This is a genomic window from Tabrizicola sp. T74 (genome assembly GCF_057219935.1).
This window is the reverse complement of sequence record NZ_JBXVVT010000002.1, coordinates 341,272-358,041: the sequence shown is the minus strand read 5'-3', so window position 1 is coordinate 358,041 and position 16,770 is coordinate 341,272. Positions and strand designations below refer to the sequence as shown.

Annotated in this window: 18 protein-coding genes; 14 read left to right on the top strand and 4 right to left on the bottom strand. The window is 64.7% G+C overall.

Annotated elements, in window-relative coordinates; all coding sequences use genetic code 11:
• Positions 1–16 precede the first annotated feature (16 nt).
• The 10 genes from AC2EAL_RS08465 (at position 17) to AC2EAL_RS08420 (ending at position 8,810) form a co-directional block, all read left to right on the top strand.
• Positions 17–580 (top strand): hypothetical protein, encoded by a 564-nt coding sequence (locus AC2EAL_RS08465; RefSeq protein WP_484723757.1) that lies wholly within the window; start codon positions 17–19, stop codon positions 578–580.
• A gap of 38 nt (positions 581–618) precedes the next feature.
• On the top strand, positions 619–3,201 hold the full coding sequence (locus tag AC2EAL_RS08460; RefSeq protein ID WP_484723756.1) for a methyl-accepting chemotaxis protein: 2,583 nt from the start codon (positions 619–621) through the stop codon (positions 3,199–3,201).
• A 108-nt stretch (positions 3,202–3,309) separates the two neighbouring features.
• Positions 3,310–3,822 carry a chemotaxis protein CheD gene (locus AC2EAL_RS08455; protein ID WP_484723755.1) on the top strand — a complete coding sequence of 171 codons (513 nt, stop codon included), beginning with the start codon at positions 3,310–3,312 and terminating at the stop codon, positions 3,820–3,822.
• Positions 3,806–4,156 carry an STAS domain-containing protein gene (locus tag AC2EAL_RS08450; RefSeq protein ID WP_484723754.1) on the top strand — a complete coding sequence of 117 codons (351 nt, stop codon included), beginning with the start codon at positions 3,806–3,808 and terminating at the stop codon, positions 4,154–4,156. Before AC2EAL_RS08455 ends, AC2EAL_RS08450 begins: the two co-directional genes overlap by 17 nt.
• Positions 4,153–4,521 (top strand): response regulator, encoded by a 369-nt coding sequence (locus AC2EAL_RS08445; RefSeq protein WP_484723753.1) that lies wholly within the window; start codon positions 4,153–4,155, stop codon positions 4,519–4,521. The genes AC2EAL_RS08450 and AC2EAL_RS08445 overlap by 4 nt, the downstream gene beginning before the upstream one ends.
• A 7-nt stretch (positions 4,522–4,528) precedes the next feature.
• Entirely contained in the window at positions 4,529–6,658 is a 2,130-nt protein-coding gene (locus tag AC2EAL_RS08440; protein WP_484723752.1) for a chemotaxis protein CheA, read from the top strand.
• Position 6,659: 1 nt separating this feature from the next.
• Complete coding sequence (locus AC2EAL_RS08435; protein WP_484723751.1) at positions 6,660–7,136, top strand: chemotaxis protein CheW; 477 nt, start codon at positions 6,660–6,662, stop codon at positions 7,134–7,136.
• Positions 7,133–8,002, top strand: coding sequence for a CheR family methyltransferase (locus AC2EAL_RS08430; protein ID WP_484723750.1), 870 nt, complete (start codon positions 7,133–7,135; stop codon positions 8,000–8,002). The genes AC2EAL_RS08435 and AC2EAL_RS08430 overlap by 4 nt, the downstream gene beginning before the upstream one ends.
• A gap of 46 nt (positions 8,003–8,048) precedes the next feature.
• Positions 8,049–8,435: a response regulator gene (locus AC2EAL_RS08425; RefSeq protein WP_484723749.1), complete on the top strand. Its 387-nt coding sequence runs from the start codon at positions 8,049–8,051 to the stop codon at positions 8,433–8,435.
• A 3-nt stretch (positions 8,436–8,438) separates the two neighbouring features.
• Positions 8,439–8,810, top strand: a complete 372-nt coding sequence (locus AC2EAL_RS08420; protein WP_484723748.1) for a hypothetical protein — start codon at positions 8,439–8,441, stop codon at positions 8,808–8,810.
• Positions 8,811–9,158: 348 nt separating this feature from the next.
• On the opposite strand, the gene AC2EAL_RS08415 is transcribed toward AC2EAL_RS08420, so the two are convergent.
• From AC2EAL_RS08415 to cobU, 4 genes are all read right to left on the bottom strand, one after another.
• A complete protein-coding gene (locus AC2EAL_RS08415) occupies positions 9,159–10,676 on the bottom strand; it encodes a YifB family Mg chelatase-like AAA ATPase (RefSeq protein ID WP_484723747.1) in 1,518 nt (505 codons plus the stop codon).
• A 206-nt stretch (positions 10,677–10,882) separates the two neighbouring features.
• Complete coding sequence (locus AC2EAL_RS08410; protein WP_484723746.1) at positions 10,883–11,755, bottom strand: glutathione S-transferase; 873 nt, start codon at positions 11,753–11,755, stop codon at positions 10,883–10,885.
• 74 nt (positions 11,756–11,829) lie between these two features.
• The gene (locus AC2EAL_RS08405; RefSeq protein ID WP_484723745.1) at positions 11,830–12,393 is read right to left on the bottom strand and encodes a histidine phosphatase family protein; all 564 of its coding nucleotides are present in this window, start codon (positions 12,391–12,393) and stop codon (positions 11,830–11,832) included.
• Positions 12,390–12,920: a bifunctional adenosylcobinamide kinase/adenosylcobinamide-phosphate guanylyltransferase gene (cobU, locus tag AC2EAL_RS08400; RefSeq protein ID WP_484723744.1), complete on the bottom strand. Its 531-nt coding sequence runs from the start codon at positions 12,918–12,920 to the stop codon at positions 12,390–12,392. Before cobU ends, AC2EAL_RS08405 begins: the two co-directional genes overlap by 4 nt.
• A 62-nt stretch (positions 12,921–12,982) precedes the next feature.
• Between cobU and AC2EAL_RS08395 the strand changes: the two genes are divergently transcribed.
• The 4 genes from AC2EAL_RS08395 (at position 12,983) to AC2EAL_RS08380 (ending at position 16,721) form a co-directional block, all read left to right on the top strand.
• On the top strand, positions 12,983–13,861 hold the full coding sequence (locus AC2EAL_RS08395; RefSeq protein WP_484723743.1) for an RNA polymerase factor sigma-32: 879 nt from the start codon (positions 12,983–12,985) through the stop codon (positions 13,859–13,861).
• A gap of 112 nt (positions 13,862–13,973) precedes the next feature.
• The gene (gene coaBC / locus AC2EAL_RS08390) at positions 13,974–15,170 is read left to right on the top strand and encodes a bifunctional phosphopantothenoylcysteine decarboxylase/phosphopantothenate--cysteine ligase CoaBC (RefSeq protein WP_484723742.1); all 1,197 of its coding nucleotides are present in this window, start codon (positions 13,974–13,976) and stop codon (positions 15,168–15,170) included.
• Positions 15,171–15,219: 49 nt separating this feature from the next.
• Complete coding sequence (gene dut / locus AC2EAL_RS08385) at positions 15,220–15,690, top strand: dUTP diphosphatase (RefSeq protein ID WP_484723741.1); 471 nt, start codon at positions 15,220–15,222, stop codon at positions 15,688–15,690.
• Positions 15,687–16,721, top strand: a complete 1,035-nt coding sequence (locus AC2EAL_RS08380; protein ID WP_484723740.1) for a HesA/MoeB/ThiF family protein — start codon at positions 15,687–15,689, stop codon at positions 16,719–16,721. Before dut ends, AC2EAL_RS08380 begins: the two co-directional genes overlap by 4 nt.
• Positions 16,722–16,770: the final 49 nt, after the last annotated feature.

The window sequence follows — 16,770 nt, the reverse complement described above, 5'->3', positions numbered from 1 at the left end:
CGCTTCGGAGGCAGCAGTGAAAGCCCTGTATCTTCTCGTTCTGGCGTGCATCACGCCCACCCTTGTGTCGGCCGACGCGCTTGAAGACAGCATGACAGCCTTCGTCAACACCGAGGCGCGCAGCAGGCTGTCTGACCCGGTCATCATCAATGCGATCAATGCCGCGAATGCCGCCAACATCGCGTTGACCCCGGATGACATCCAGGCCCTTGACGAAAAGTGGAAGGCTGAAGTTGGCAAGGACGGCGCGCTGATCAAGGGCGTAGTCGACAACGCCGCCTCGGCGATGCTGCGCGACTATGTCGCCGCGTCGGGCGGGAAAGTGACCGAAGTCATCCTGATGGATGCGCAAGGGCTGAACGTTGCCGTCAGCGACGTCACCTCGGATTACTGGCAGGGCGACGAAGACAAGTACCAGCTGACCTACGTCCTGGGTCCGGACGCGTTGCACGTCTCGGAAGTGGAGTTCGATGAGTCCACGCAAACCTATCAGGTGCAGGTGTCCTACACCGTCACCGACCCGGTGACCGGGCAAGTCCTTGGGGCTGCCACGATCGGCCTGAACGCCGAATCCTTCTGATCTGCGCTGCGCGCGCGGCACGTGCTTGGGAAATGAAAATGCAGACGCAACACAGAATTTCGCGACTGAACTCGATCTTTGTAAAGCTCACCGGGATTGCAGTTCTTCTGACCGCCCTCGTCACGGGCGCGCTGACTTCCAAGATGTGGATTCAGTCCGAACAGATGATCGAAGACATCGTCCTCCACCGGGCCCAGTCGGAAACCCAAGGACTGGCGGATGATGCCGCTGCCAGCATTCGGTTCGGCCGCGGTGACAAGGTCGACGAACTTTTTGTTGGCTTGATGAAGCATTCGGAGGGCAGCTCGACAGCGGCGGTTGCGGTCGGGCTTGACGGCGAGATTGTCGGGGACGGTGCCAATGGTCAGGATGCGGAGCTGCTGGAATACGCCCGACGCGCGCTCAGTTTGGGGCAGCTGACGCAAAGCAGCGATGGCTTCATCGTGGCCGCTCCCGCGCACTTTGGCGAATCCGGGGAACTCATCGGCGCGGTTGCGACACGGTGGACAAGTGCGCCGTTGCTCGCCGTTGCAAACGGGAACAAGACAACGGCCCTGTTGATTGCACTTGGCGTGCTAGCGCTCGCGGTGCTGGTCAACATGGTCTTCCTGAACCGGGTGATTGCAAATCCGCTCAAGCGTCTGCAGGCGGTGATCCAGCATCTTGGGCGTCGGGATTATCTGGTGGACATCCCGATGCAGACCCGCAAGGACGAGCTTGGATCGATCGCCGTGTCGCTGGGCGACCTGCGTGACACCCTGGTGCAGGCGCAAGGCGCCGAATTTGAGAACACCCTGAAAGGCGCAGCATTCATGGGGTCTTCCGCGGCCATGCTGCTGGTGGATCTGAACATGGTGGTCACCCATTTCAACGTGAAGATGGTGGAGCTGTTCCGGACCCATCTCGCTGCCCTCCGCGAACGGGTTCCAGAGTTCGACCCCGAGAACCTGGAGGGGCTGTCGGTCGCGCGGTTCCACACCGTCGCCCAGCACGGTCGCGCCACGAAAGAGATGCAGGCCGTGGCCGGCGGGACCTTCAGCACCATCGTGAAGCTGGGCAATGCAAGGCTGTCGCTGTCCGCCTCAGCCATCCGCGATGCCGAGGGCAAAGTGGTGGGCTACGTCATGGAATGGACGGATGTCACCGCAAGCTGGCTGAATGCGGCCGTCATCCAGGCAATCGAATCCAGCCAGATCAAGGCAGAGTTCGGCATGGACGGTGTTCTGCTGTCCGCGAACGGTCCCTTCTTTGCATCGCTTGCCGCCTCGGCCGAGACGATGAAGCATCGTCCGCTGGCGGAACTCCTTGTCGGCGCAGGAAATGAAGCGGGCGAAGAGGTCTCGGTGCCCGAGATCTTGAAGGCGGCCGCCCTGGGCCAGAGCTACTTTGGGACCATGCGCATGGCCCGGGGCACCAGCGATCTTGCCATCATCGACGGCAGCCTTGGCTGCGTGAAGGATCACGAGGGTCGCCCGATCCGGATCCTGCTTCTCGGCAAGGATGTCACGCGGTCAGAGGCCGAGATTGCAGCGGCACGGCTTCAGCGCGCCGAAGCAGAAAAGCAGCAGTCTAACGTGGTCGAGGCCTTGCGTCTGGGTCTGCGCAAGCTGAACGCGGGCGACCTGACCGCGCGGATCGACGAGCCCTTCGCGGGCAACTACGAAGAGCTTCGTCAGGATTTCAACAATACCGTCAACAACATGGCGATGGCGATGAGCGCGATCCTGAAGAACGCGGAAAACATCAGCAACGAGGCCCGCGACATCAGTTCCACCGCCGACGGGCTGTCGCGCCGGACCGAAAGCACAGCGGCGACGCTCGAGCAGACCGCTGCGGCGCTGGATATGTTGACCGACTCGGTCAAGGCGACTGCCGACGGGGCTGAACGTGCCGACCAGGCCGTTTCGAACGCCAAGGCCAGCGCCGAGAGCAGCAGCAAGGTCGTGGTTGAAACGGTCTCGGCCATGGACCAGATCGCAAGTTCGTCGGAACGCATCACCTCGATCATCAAGGTCATCGACGACATCGCCTTCCAAACCAACCTTCTGGCGCTGAACGCAGGCGTCGAGGCCGCGCGCGCCGGGGATGCCGGTCGCGGCTTCGCTGTCGTCGCCTCGGAAGTGCGGGCACTTGCGCAACGCTCGTCGGATGCAGCGCGCGAGATCAACGATTTGATCGCCAACAGCGCCAGCCAGGTCCGCCGCGGCGTCGCCCTGGTGGACAAGACCGGAGATGCGCTGAAGCAGATCGCCGGATCGGTTTCGGAGATTGCAGAGCTCGTTTCCGACATTGCCGTCGCCTCGCGCCAGCAGTCGGCCAACCTGGTCGAAATCAACAGCGCAGTGACCCAACTCGATCAGTCCACGCAGCAGAATGCCGCCCGGCTGGAGGAAACCACGGCCGCAAGCGAGGGACTGACGCAGGATGCCGTCGCGCTGGTTGCCACTGTGTCCCATTTCAAGGTCGGTGCAACCTCGGCGCCCGAGACGGTTCTTTCCTTCCGTTCGGACAGGTCCACCAAAGCCGCCAAACCGGCGCCTGCGCCAGGAACGGCGGTCCAGAGCCGGGGCAATGCCGCAGTCGCGATCAAGGCGGATGCGGCAGGCTGGGAAGATTTCTAAGCCAGCCAAAAGCAGGCCGCCAGCACGGCCTGCCATTCCCCGAGACACCGCAATGCAAGAATGGATCCAACCTTGACAGGCCAGACTGACATCCGAACTCGAGACGCGGTGACCTACGTCCACGTCGTGCAGGGCGACTACGTCGTATCCGACCGTGAGAACACGATCCTCACCACGATCCTCGGCTCCTGCGTATCCACCTGCATCAGCGACCCTGTTGCTGGGGTGGGCGGCATGAACCACTTCCTGCTTCCCGGCAACGGTTCAGGCGACAGCCAGTCGATCCGCTACGGACTTTATGCGATGGAGCTTCTGATCAACGGTCTCCTGAAAATGGGGGCAAACAAGAACCGACTGTCAGCAAAGCTGTTCGGCGGCGCCATGATGAGCGATGGCTTCGGTCGGATCGGCGAAGCGAACGCCCGCTTCGCGCTGGAGTTCCTTGCAAACGAAGGCATCCCCTGCGTGGCGCAGAGCCTCGGGGGAACTTTCGCCCGGCGCGTCCGCTACACGCCGACCACGGGCTATGCCCAGCAGATGATCGTGCAGACGAACGAGTTGAGCACGGTTCCGCCGCCACGCGATCAATCGAGGAGCGACAACGATGTCACGTTCTTCTAGCGCCGATCCCATTCGCGCCGACGGCGCCAGCTCTGGTGATCAGCCGCAGAGGCTGGAAACGGGCTCCACCGTCCTGCTGGCCGAGCGTCTGGATTTCGCCGCCACCCGAGAGCTCTACGAGCGTCTCGGCCAGTTGCGGGGTGCAGCCGTCCACGTCGATGGTGCCGCCGTCGCCCTGTGCGGTGCACTTGCCGCGCAAGTCCTGCTTGCATCGATGCGCGCCTGGGAAGCTGCAGGCCATGCCTGGACTTTGACTGCTTCGCCGGCCCTGCGTGACGACCTGAACCGCCTGGGTCTGCAAGGCGCCTTCCCGAATTCTGCCGAGGTTGAATGATGCTGACTGTGCTTGCAATTGACGATTCCCGAACCATCCGCGAGATGCTCCGCGAAACCCTCACCAATGCCGGTTTCGACGTGCACTTGGCGGTCGACGGCCAGGACGGGCTGGACAAGCTCGCGGAAGTCCAGCCGAATGTCATCATCACCGACATCAACATGCCCCGGTTGGATGGCTTCGGCGTGATCGAGGCGGTGCGCGCCGGTACGGCGTGTTCCGCCTTGCCGATCCTGGTCCTGACGACCGAAAGCGCTCCGGACCTCAAGGAGCGCGCCCGGAAAAGCGGCGCGACCGGCTGGATCGTCAAGCCGTTCGACGATCTGAAACTGGTGTCGGCCATCCGCCGCATCGCTGCACATTGAGGTCACGATGAGCACAGCCAGCGACATTCGTCAGACATTCTTTCAGGAATGCGAAGAGCTTCTGGAAACCCTGGATGACGGGTTGGCCGAACTCGCCGGGCAAGCCGAGACCGGCTCTGCCGATTCCGAGGTTGTCAACGCCGTCTTCCGCGCGGTGCATTCCATCAAGGGCGGCGCTGCTGCCTTCGGTCTGGAAGCACTGGTCCGCTTTGCACATCAATTCGAGACGGTGCTTGATGAGGTCCGATCCGGTCGGCTTACCCTCTCGTCCGAGATCATCCGCGTTTCGCTGCGCTCCGCCGACTATCTTGCGGACCTGGTGGCCGCGGCGCGCGACGATGTCGAGCCGAATAGCGGTGCAGGCCTCGAACTGTTGAAGCGACTGGAGCAGTTGGCTGCGCCCAGGCCGAAGGCCCCAGCCAAGGCAGATGTGGTCGTGGAGCAGCCGGCGGACACTGATGGCTTTCAGCCGATCGCGATGGCATTCGACTTCGGCGCGGAGTCCGGGGCAACGTGTACCTACAGCATCAAGCTGGCGCCGACGCGGCAACTCCATGCCGTGGGCAACGACCCGGTCCTTCTTTTCCGTGCGCTTGAGGACATGGGCACCCTGTCAGCCCAAGTCGACACTTCCGCCTTGCCCGACTTCGCCGACATGGACTGGTCGGAGCCCTACCTGACTTGGGATCTTGCCCTGACAACGGCTGAGCCGATGGAAGCAGTGCAGGAAGTCTTCGAGTTCGTCGAAGAGCTTTGTAGCCTGGAGATCACGATGCTGCCTGGCGACGAAGAGCCATTTCCGGAACCGGCAGATGCTGCCGACGCCGCTGACGTTGAGTTGCCGGATCCCGCGACGCCTGTCGCAACGGCGGGGCAATCCGCTGCGAAGGTGGCCGCAAAGGCAGGTCCAGCAACGCAAGGCGGTGGGCAGAAGGGATCGGTGCGCGTCGACCTGGAGCTGGTCGACCGCCTGATCAACATCGTGGGCGAACTGGTCATCAACCAGGCGGTGCTTGCGCAATGGGCGCAAGATGCCGGACTTTCGGGGCAGAGCGACCTCGGGACCGGACTGAACGAGTTTCGCAATCTTGCCCGCGAGTTGCAGGAAAATGTCATGGCCATTCGCGCCCAGTCGGTGAAGCCGCTGTTCCAGCGCATGGCGCGCATTGTCCGGGAAGCATCGGACCTGGCGGGGAAGAACGTCAGCTTCGAGACCGAGGGCGAAGCGGTTGAGGTGGACAAGACGGTGATCGAGCGCCTGGTCGATCCCTTGACCCATATCATCCGCAATGCCGTCGATCATGGGCTCGAAACCCCAGCCGCACGACTGGCGGCCGGAAAGCCCGAAGCGGGTTGCGTGCGCCTGTCCGCAGCGCATCGGTCCGGCAGGGTTCTGATCGAGGTTTCAGATGACGGCGCCGGCATCAACCGGCCCAAGGTGAAGCAGATCGCCATCGACAAGGGCCTGATCACTGCCGACGCCACGCTTGACGACAACGCGATCGACCAGCTCCTGTTCCTGCCCGGTTTCTCGACGGCAGAGAAGGTCACTGACCTGTCGGGGCGTGGCGTCGGCATGGACGTCGTCCGTTCGGCAATTCAGGCGCTGGGGGGGCGGGTGAACATCCTTTCGGTGCCGGGCAAGGGCACAACCCTGTCGATCAGCCTGCCCCTGACCCTTGCGGTGCTGGATGGCATGGTCGTCGATGTTGCTGGCCAGACCATGGTGGTGCCGATCACGGCGATCATCGAGACCCTGCGACCTTCTGCAACCGACATCCATCACCTTGCCTCTGCGGGTGTCGTGGTGGCCGTGCGTCAGACTTTCGTGCCCATCATCGATCTTGCCGCAACCTACGGTTATCGGTCCGCGGTCAGCGACTATTCGAGAATGGTCCTGATCCTGGTGGAATCCGGCCAACATGATCGCTGGGCACTGGCGGTCGACCGCATTCATGACCAGCGGCAGGTCGTCATCAAGGGCCTGGAGTCCAACTACGGGCGTGTGCCCGGCGTTGCGGCCGCAACCATCCTGGGCGATGGCAAGATCGCTCTCATCATAGATCCAGACGAAACCGCTCAGCACCGGCATCGCCCTCTGACGCTGGCGGCAATTCCAGTTCCCGAGGAGGTTTGACATGTCGTCTGCAGTCGCAGAAGCAATAAATGCTGACGAGCGCGAGTTGGTCAGTTTCCGTGTGGGTGGTCAGGATTTCTGCGTGGACATCATGGCTGTCCGGGAAATCCGTGGCTGGACGCCTGCCACCGTCCTGCCGCATGCGCCGCCCTTCATTCTTGGGGTGATCAACCTGCGTGGTGCGGTCGTACCCATCATGGATCTTGCCGCTCGGATGGGGCTTGATCCGATCACTCCTGACGACCGACATGTGATCGTCATCTGCGTGGTCGAAAACCAGACGGTCGGCTTCCTGGTGGATTCCGTGTCGGATATCCTGAGCGTCGATCGCAAGGTGGTGCAGCCGACACCGTCGGTCTCCTCTGACCTCACTCGCGCCTTCATCGAGGGGGTCATCGCGATCGACCAGCGCATGCTGCGGCTGATCGACGTCTGTGCCGTCCTGCCGCGGGCCGCCGCGCGGGAGACCCGTCCATGACCGCGGTGGCCACTCCTGTCCGGTCGGAACGGCGCGATCAGATGAAGGTGACGTACACACCGGCGGACTTCGCCAGGATTTCCAGCCTGCTGCATCAGTTGACCGGCATCCAGCTGACCGAATCAAGCGACAGGATGGTCTATGCCCGCCTTGCCGCGCGGGTCATCGAACTAAATCTCGACACCTTCGAGGCATACCTTGACCGCGTGCTCAACACTGCCGAAACCGAAGAGCGGGACCGGTTCGTTTCGGCGCTGACCACCAACACCACCCACTTCTATCGCGAAAGCCACCATTTCGACTTTCTCGAGACCGAGGTCCTGCCCAGGCTCATCGAACGCGCGCGGACGGGACAGCGGGTGCGCATATGGTCCGCCGGATGTTCCACCGGTGAGGAGGCCTACAGCATCGCACTTTGCCTTCTGAAGGCCTTTCCCGATGCTGCTTCGCACGACGTGAAGATCCTAGCAACCGACGTTGATCGTGATGTGCTGGCCCGCGCCGAAGCTGGAACCTATGGGGTGAACAGCCTGCGCGAGGTGCCGCAGCCGCTGATCGACGGCGGGTTCGACTGCGTCAAGCCCGCCGAGCTATGGTCCCCGAAGCCGAAGGTTCGCTCTCTGGTGACCTTCCGACGCTTGAACCTGATCGACACCTGGCCGTTCCAGGGCCGGTTCGACGTCATCTTCTGCCGCAATGTGGCGATCTACATGCATGAAGACACGCAGGAGCAGATCTGGTCCGCCTTCAGCAATGTGCTGCATCCGGACGGGTATCTGTTCATTGGCCATACCGAGCGAATGTCGCCGTCCCTGCGGTCAAGATTCACGATCGTCGGCAAGACCATCTACCGCCGCGAACCATGAGCATGGCAATCCGGCAGATTTGCAGATTGAGGTATAGGAGAGCGAAATGGCGCTGAAGGAAAGCCTGTCCATCATGGTGGTCGACGACATGGCAACCAGCCGGGGCCTGATCATCATGGCCCTGGAAGAGATGGGAATCAAAAAGATCGACTTTCGCACGGATGGGGCGGATGCGCTGCGTTCACTGGTGGCAAAGCCGGTCCATCTGGTGATCTCGGACTACAACATGCCGGGGATGACGGGCCTCGATCTGCTCAAGTCGCTGCGCGAGAACAAGATCACGGCGCGCATCGGCTTCATCCTAGTCAGCGGGCGCATGACCCCCGAGATCATGGAAGCCGGAAAGGCCAGGGGGATGAACAACTATATCCAGAAGCCGTTCAGCACCGCCCAGCTGAAGGCCTGCATACAGGCCGTCGTGGGGCCGCTGTAGTCCATGTCAGTCATTTCCCAAGCGGATCAGATCCCTCTCCCGGTCCTGCTCAAGAACGTTTCCGCCGAGATGCTGTTGCTTGCCTCAGCGGCGGTGGAAGTCGAAAAGCAGGTCGGCATCATCCTTTCGGAAGGCGTCGACGGATTGGAGCGTCTTTCGGCGCCCATACAGCGGCTGGATCACCTGGCGCAGCTGGCCATCGAATTGGCGACCTTCATGGCCGAGGTTGCCCAATCGGTCGATAGCGACATCTCCGTGGACATTTCCCACTCCATTCACGCCATGGGCTTGCGTGCCCTGGCCGACGCTCTGATCGGCCGTCCTCGCGGCGGGCCGGGCGATCAGGAGACTATGGGTGAAGTTGACCTGTTCTAAGAGCATCGGGCGTTGGATCGACACCGGCGCATCCGGCGTTGCAGAACCGCTGTCGCGGGTCTTTTCGACCTGACGCTTGACTGTCACCGACGGTGGCCAAGCTGTCGAAAGGTCCCTGGTCTGCCGACAGATCGGACATCGTGGGCGCTGCGAGCTTCGGGACAAAGTTGTCTCGCCCGCCCGCCAAGCGCCTGTCCTGACTTGAGCTGTCCAGTGCGCTCACACGCCGCCGGCCATCGCGACGAAGTGCAGCTCGAAAGTTGGCCATGGCAAGAGCCGCGATAATCGAGCCGTCCTTGGCAAACGAAACCTCGGCCCCTCAGCCCGCGGGCCAACCGCTCACCAGACCTATAGTCCACCCACCGCCGAGGACAGCCGGAAACTGATTGCCTCGGCAATGTGCGGCTTGCGGACAGTTGCACTGGCATCCAGATCGGCGATGGTGCGCGCGACCCGCAAGACCCGGTGATACCCGCGTGCTGACAGGCCCATGCGTTCGGCAACCCGGCTGATCAGCTCCTTGCCCTCGCTGTCGGGGGCGGCGTGGTCCTCCAGCGCCGCGCCTTCCAGGTCAGCGTTCACCCGCAGACCGGGCGCGGCCGCAAAACGGGCGGACTGCCGGTCGCGGGCCTCGGCCACCCGGGCGGCAATGCTGGCCGAGCTTTCGCCAGAGGCCGGCAGGTCAAGGTCGGCAAAAGCGACCGGCGGCACCTCGACACGCAGGTCGAACCGGTCGATCAGTGGTCCGGAAATGCGGCCAAGGTAATCCTCGCCGCACAGGGGCGCGCGCCCGCAAGCGCGGGACGGGTCCGACAGGTAGCCGCATTTGCAGGGATTGGCTGCAGCGACCAGCAGGAACCGGCAGGGATAGCGGATATGGGCATTGGCCCGAGCAACCATCACCGTTCCGGTCTCGATCGGCTGGCGCAGCGTGTCCAGGACCATGCGCGGAAATTCGGGAAACTCATCCAGGAACAGCACGCCATTGTGGGCGAGCGAGATCTCTCCCGGTTTGGCGCCGCGGCCACCGCCGACAATGGCAGCCATCGAGGCGGTGTGGTGCGGTTCGCGGAACGGTCTGTCGCGCGAAATGCCGCCTTCGGTCAGAAGGCCCGCGAGCGAATGAATCATCGAGGTTTCAAGGGCTTCCGGGGCGGAAAGCGGTGGCAGGATGCCGGGCAGGCGCGCGGCCAGCATGGACTTGCCCGATCCCGGCGTGCCGACCATGAACAGGTGGTGCCGCCCGGCGGCGGCGATCTCCAGCGCGCGCTTGGCGCGTTCCTGTCCCTTCACCTCGCGAAAGTCGCGCGGGGCGGCGGTGCGGGTGACCTCGCCGGCCTCGGCCGGGACCAGGGGCGTGCGGCCGGTGTAGTGGTGCAGAACCTCTTCCAGTGAAGCGGCGGCGAGGACCGTGGTCGCGCCGACCCAGGCGGCCTCGGCCCCGCAGGCCTTTGGGCAGAGAAGGCCCCGGTCTTCCACGGCGGCGGCCATTGCGGCGGGAAGGGCCCCGGCTACGGCGATGAGGCGACCGTCGAGCGACAGTTCCCCGAGCGCGACCGTGCCTTCGACATCCTCGCGCGGAATGATGTCCAGCGCGGCCAGCAGCGCGATCGCGATCGGCAGGTCGAAATGCGAGCCTTCCTTGGGCAGGTCGGCGGGTGAAAGGTTGACAGTGATGCGCTTGGCCGGAAGCGCGATGGACAAGGCCTGCAGCGCGGCTCGCACGCGTTCCTTCGCCTCGGTCACCGCCTTGTCGGGCAGGCCGACGAGCGTAAAGGTGGGCGATCCGGGCGAGACGGCGCATTGCACTTCGACCAGGCGGGCCTCGACTCCTTCGAAGGCAACGGTATAGGCGCGGGCAGTCATGCGGAGCGCCTGAGGGTCGGGGCGGCTATGAAATCGAGCGCGTTCCGCGCGAGCCTTTTGTCTCGCCTTTGCGCGTGAAGGACGCGCAACCGGCTCGGGCGTGCCTCCGGCGGGGATACTTGGGGACAGAAAATCTGTTGTGCTGTTCTGGACCGTCCCATGCGCCCCACCCGATTCATCTTGGTTAACGGGTAGGGCGGAATGGTTTACGAATGGTAAAGCGCCATGAACTTCGGCCAGGCTTCGGCATCGGCCACGGTCTTGTCGCGGCAGAAGGCGTTGCAGAAGCCGAAGCGGCGTCCGTACAGTTCCAGTGCAAGGGTGACGGGCTTGCCGGAATAGGGGCAGCTTTGGTTCACGGTATCGACGCAGTCCACCGCCTTGGCGGGCAGCGGGACCGGGCCGGGCCAGTCACGACGAGGATAGTCGCGGCGGTAGAAGTCCTGGTCCGCCCCATCGACCAGACCCATCGCGCGCCAGCGCCGGAAGCTCGGGTGCGCAAGGTGGGCGTTGACATAGACCATCGCCTCGGGCCCGACGGGCAGGTTGTAGGTGGCGATCCGGGTGGCCACCGGGGCAAAGAAGGCATCGGCTGCGGAATAGGCGCCGCAGAGCCAGGGGGTGGTGGACCGCGTCGTCTCACGCGCCCAAGCCCAAAGGGTTTCAAGCCGGGCAAGATCGGCCAGCACCTCGGGCGGGGGCTGGCAGTCGGTATAGCTGACGCGCAGGTTCATCGGGCAATAGCTGCGCAGGCTGGTGAACCCGGCGTGCATTTCGGCGGCGAGGACCCGGGCAGTGGCCCGGGCGTGGGGATTTTGCGGCCAGAGACCGGCTTCCGGGTGGCGGGTGGCCAGTTCCTCGGCGATGGCGATGGTTTCCGGGACCACCGAGCCCTCTGGCGTCCGCATGGTCGGCGCGGTCCGGGCCGGGAAGTAGTCCTTCAAGAGGGTGGGCAGTTCATCGGTGTAAAGCCGGGCGGAATGGGTCTTCACCGGAATGCCGAAAGCGTCGAAGAGAAGCCAGCCGCGCAGGCTCCAGCTGGAATAGCCGCGGTCGCCGATCACGAGGTCATAGGTCATGTCTATTGTCCTTTCGGCGGCGATTGAACCCCGGGCAGGCGGGAAAGGGAAACGACGATTTGTGCCGTCGGCAATCACGGTTGGTGATTGATCGCGAAGACCTTTGGCGGCGGGCCGAAGGTCAGGCTGGTGACTGAGAGGTTGTCGATCCGGTGCGCGAAGACCGCTTCGGGGGAAAGATCTTCGGCGCGCTGGACGGCAGCCAGGATCGGGCCGAAATGCGCGACGACGATCAGGTCGGGCGGGCCCTGCAGCCGGTCAAGTGCCGCCCAGGTCCGGGCAGCAAGGTCGTTCCAGCTTTCCCCGCCCGGGGGGCGCACCTCGCCCGGGGTTTCCCAGAAGGCGCGGATCAGGTCGGGCGTCTCGGCCTCGATCTCGGCGAAGGCGCGGGTTTCCCAGGCGCCGAAATGGATTTCCCGCAGGGCCGGGTCATCCGGCAGGCGCGGGCGGACACCCAGCGCATCAGCCGTCGCCACGGCGCGGGAGAGGTCAGATGAAATGACCGGAGCCTCGGCAGGCAGATGGGCCGAAAGCCGAGCGAGCGCGGCACTGTCCGACAGATCGGCCGGCAGGTCGGTCCAGCCGGTCATGGTCTTGGCATGCGTCGGCCCATGGCGGACCAGCCAGAAGCGGGTCACGGCAGGCTGCCCTTCAGCACCATCGGCAGCCCCGCGATCACCGTCACCACCAGGCCCGCCTGCCGCGCCAGGCGTTGGTTCAGGCGGCCCTGCTCGTCACGAAACCGCCGGGCCAGCGCATTTTCGGGAACTATGCCCCATCCGGTTTCGTTACTGACGACAAGGACCGGGGCAGGGCAGGCCTCCAGCGCATGGAGCAGCCGTTCGGTTTCGGCGGCGATGTCGTGATCGGCCAGCAAGTGGTTGGTCAGCCACAATGTAGCGCAGTCGACCAGCACGACCTCCTCCGCGCGGGCATTGTCCAGGGCTTCGGGCAGGTCAAGCGGCGCCTCGACGGTGATCCAGTCGCCGCCCCGGTCGCGTTGGTGTTGGGCGATCCGCTGGCGCATCTCGTCATCCCAGGCCTCGGCTGTCGCGATATAGCGGCGCGGTCGGCCCGACGCGGTGACCAGGGCCTCGGCAAAGGCGGATTTCCCGGACCGCGCCCCGCCAACAACCAGAGTGAGAGGCGAAAGTGATCCGGTCAACGGCGGGCTCCGTAGAAGGTTCAAGAACGGCGAGAACGCCACGACAGGGTCTGGAGGTTGCCATGGCACTTGACGGATATACCGACCTGAGCATGTCGCGCCAAGCGATGAAGGCAGAGCTTCTGGACGCCGAAACAGAGCTGCGCCTTGCCCGTGCCTGGCGGGACCTGCGCGACGAACGTGCGCTGCACCGGCTGATCACCGCCTACATGCGCCTGGCAATCAGCATGGCCGCCAAGTTCCGTCGCTATGGCGCACCGATGAACGATCTGATCCAGGAGGCCTCGCTGGGCCTGATGAAGGCGGCCGACAAGTTCGATCCCGACCGGGGCGTGCGGTTTTCGACTTACGCGGTCTGGTGGATCAAGGCCTCGATCCAGGACTATGTGATGCGCAACTGGTCGATGGTGCGCACCGGATCGACCTCGGCGCAGAAATCGCTGTTCTTCAACCTGCGCCGCGTGCAGGCGAAGCTGGAGCGTGAGGCCGCCGAACGGGGCGAGGCGATTGATCCGTTCCGCTTGCGTCACCTGGTCGCGGCCGAGCTTGGCGTGCCGGTGGGCGATGTCGAGATGATGGAGGGCCGTCTGTCGGGCTCCGACCTGTCGCTGAACGCCACGCAAAGCAGCGACGAGGATGGCCGCGAATGGATCGACGCGCTGGAGGACGATGGTACCCAGGCTGCGGAAGCGGTCGAAGGCGCGCATGATGCCGAGCTTTTGCGCAGCTGGTTGACCCGGGCGCTGATGGGGCTGAACCCGCGTGAGCGTTACATCGTCTCGGAGCGCAAGTTGAAGGACGAGGGCCGGACGCTGGAGTCGCTTGGCGAAGAGTTGGGCCTGTCGAAAGAACGCGTGCGCCAGCTGGAAGCAGCGGCCTTTGCCAAGATGCGCAAGAACCTGGAAGGCCAGTCGCGCGAGGTCCGCCACTTCCTGGCCTGACCGCCGGGTGGACGGGCGGCTTGCACAGTAGAAGGTCCGTTGCCTGCGGGCGGGTGTTGAGTTTGCCGGTCGGTGACCCTACACCTTGTGACCTGACAGGTGGGAGCCGGTGATGCTGGCGGACAGGCGCATTCTTCTGATCATCGGTGGCGGCATCGCGGCCTACAAGGCGCTGGACCTGATCCGCCGCTTGCGCGAACGCGGGGCTTCGGTTCGGGCGGTGATGACCGGAGCGGCGCAGCAGTTCATCACGCCGCTGTCGGTGGGCGCGCTGACGGCGGACCATGTGTTCACCGATCTTTTCGACCGGCAGGACGAACAGGACGTGGGCCATATCCGTCTGGCGCGCGAGGCTGACCTGATCGTGGTCGCCCCGGCGACGGCGGACCTGATGGCCAAGACGGCACAGGGGCTGGCCGGGGACCTGGCGGGGGCAGTGCTGCTGGCGACCGACAAGCCGGTGTTGATGGCCCCGGCAATGAACCCCGCGATGTGGGCGCACCCGGCCACGCGGCGCAACCATGCGCAGCTGCAGGCGGACGGCGTGCGCTTTGTCGGCCCGAACAAGGGCGAGATGGCCGAAAGCGGTGAGGCCGGCGAGGGCCGGATGGCCGAACCGCTGGAGATCGTAGCGGCAATCGACTTGGCCCTCGGCGGCGGGCCCTTGGCGGGCAAGCATGTGCTGGTGACCTCGGGCCCGACGCATGAACCGATTGATCCGGTCCGCTATATCGCCAACCGGTCCTCGGGGGCTCAGGGTACCGCATTGGCGGCGGCCTTGCGGGACCTCGGCGCGCGGGTGACCTTCGTGACGGGACCTGCGACTGTAGCTCCGCCGTCAGGGGTCGAGGTGGTTCGGGTGGAGACTGCGCGCGAAATGGCTGCGGCGGTCGACGCTTCCCTGCCCGCCGATGCGGCGGTCATGGCGGCGGCGGTAGCGGATTGGCGGGTGGCCAATGCGTCGGCGCAGAAGATGAAGAAGGACGGGTCGGGCAAGACCCCGGCGCTTGAATTCGCCGAGAACCCGGACATCCTTGCGAGTGTGTCGAAGGGGTCCAAGCGCCCTCGGCTGGTGGTGGGCTTTGCCGCCGAGACGGTGGATGTGGTTGCCCATGCCACGGCCAAGCGGGCGCGGAAGGGCTGCGACTGGATCGTGGCGAATGATGTGTCGCCCGCGACCGGCATAATGGGTGGGGCGGAGAACGCGGTCACGCTGATATCAGAGGCCGGAGCCGAGGCTTGGCCCCGAATGGCCAAGGACGAGGTCGCGCGGAAGCTGGCGGCGCGGATTGCCGAGGCGTTGCGCTAAGTCAGGTGCCTCCGGCGGGGATATTTGGAGACATGAAATGGGGGATGGGTTGCGCCCGCTCGTGAGCGTTCTTTGGGAAGACTGGGCCGACCGCAGTCTGCCCTTGCCGGCCTATCAGACGGCCGGGGCGGCGGGGGCCGACCTCTGCGCAAACTTTCCACCAGAGGCGCGGGAGACGGGGCTGACCCTGGCGCCGATGGGGCGGGCGATCTGTCCGACGGGCATTCGGGTTGCGATCCCGGAAGGGTATGAGATGCAGGTGCGGCCCCGGTCGGGGTTGGCCACCAAGCATGGCATCACCGTTCCGAACACTCCGGGCACGATCGACAGTGACTACCGGGGTCCCTTGGGCGTGGCGCTGATCAACCTCGGGACCGAGCCCTACACGATCCGCCACGGCGATCGGGTAGCGCAGGTGGTGGTGGCGCCAGTGGTGCAGGTTGGCTTTGCGGTCGTCGAGGCGCTGGACGAGACAGCGCGGGGGACGGGCGGGTTCGGGTCGACGGGCTTTCGCGGATGATCGGGCTTCTGGGCTTTGCCGGCCTCTGGGCACTGGGCCGCTGGCGCGACTGGGGTGCCCGGTGGCTGGTGCTTGCGGCGATCTGGTGGGGCTTGCTGATGGTGGTCCATCTGCCGGGCCAGGTCGAGAACCCCCTCGCTCGGGTCGTCGGGGGCGATTTCCGGGCCTGGACGGTGTTTGGCCTCCTCGCGGTTCTGGTGCTGGGCTACCGCGAGGCGTTCCGGGCGCTGCGGCGGCGGAAGGGGGTGGAGCAGGTGGCGGCCCCGCCCTCAGGGACGTTCCGCGAGGCGGAGCTGGACCGCTATGCCCGCCACATCATCCTGCGTGAGATCGGCGGCCCGGGGCAGAAGCGGCTGAAGGGGGCGCGCGTGCTCGTCGTGGGCGCGGGGGGGCTGGGGTCTCCGGTCCTGTTGTACCTTGCCGCCGCCGGGGTGGGGACGATCGGGGTGATCGATCATGACGTGGTCGAGGGGTCGAACCTGCAGCGGCAGGTGATCCACACCGACGGGCGGATCGGGATGCCGAAGGTCTTCTCGGCGGAAGTGGCGATGCGGGCGTTGAACCCGTTCATCGAGGTGCGGCCCTATCACCGGAAGCTGACCGAGGAGATCGCGGCCGATCTGGTCCGGGACTACGATCTGGTGCTGGACGGGACCGATGATTTCGACACCCGGTATCTGGTCAACCGGGCTTGCGTGGCGGCGGGGGTGCCGCTGATTTCCGGGGCGATCACGCAGTGGGAGGGGCAGGTGTCGCTGTTCGATCCGGCGAAGGGCGGCCCCTGCTACGCCTGCGTCTTCCCGGTGAAGCCCGCCCCCGGTCTGGTGCCGACCTGTGCGGAGGCCGGGGTGGCGGCGCCGCTGCCGGGGGTCATCGGGTCCATGATGGCGATGGAGGCGGTGAAGTGGGTCACCGGGGCAGGAGAGACGCTGGCCGGGCGGCTGATGATCCACGATGCGCTCTATATGGAGACCCGGGTGATCGGGGTGAAGAAACGGGTGGACTGCGAGGTCTGCGGGGGGCGGCACTGAGATGTGTCCACGGTGGACATTTTCCGGAAAATTTTTGAAATCAATATTT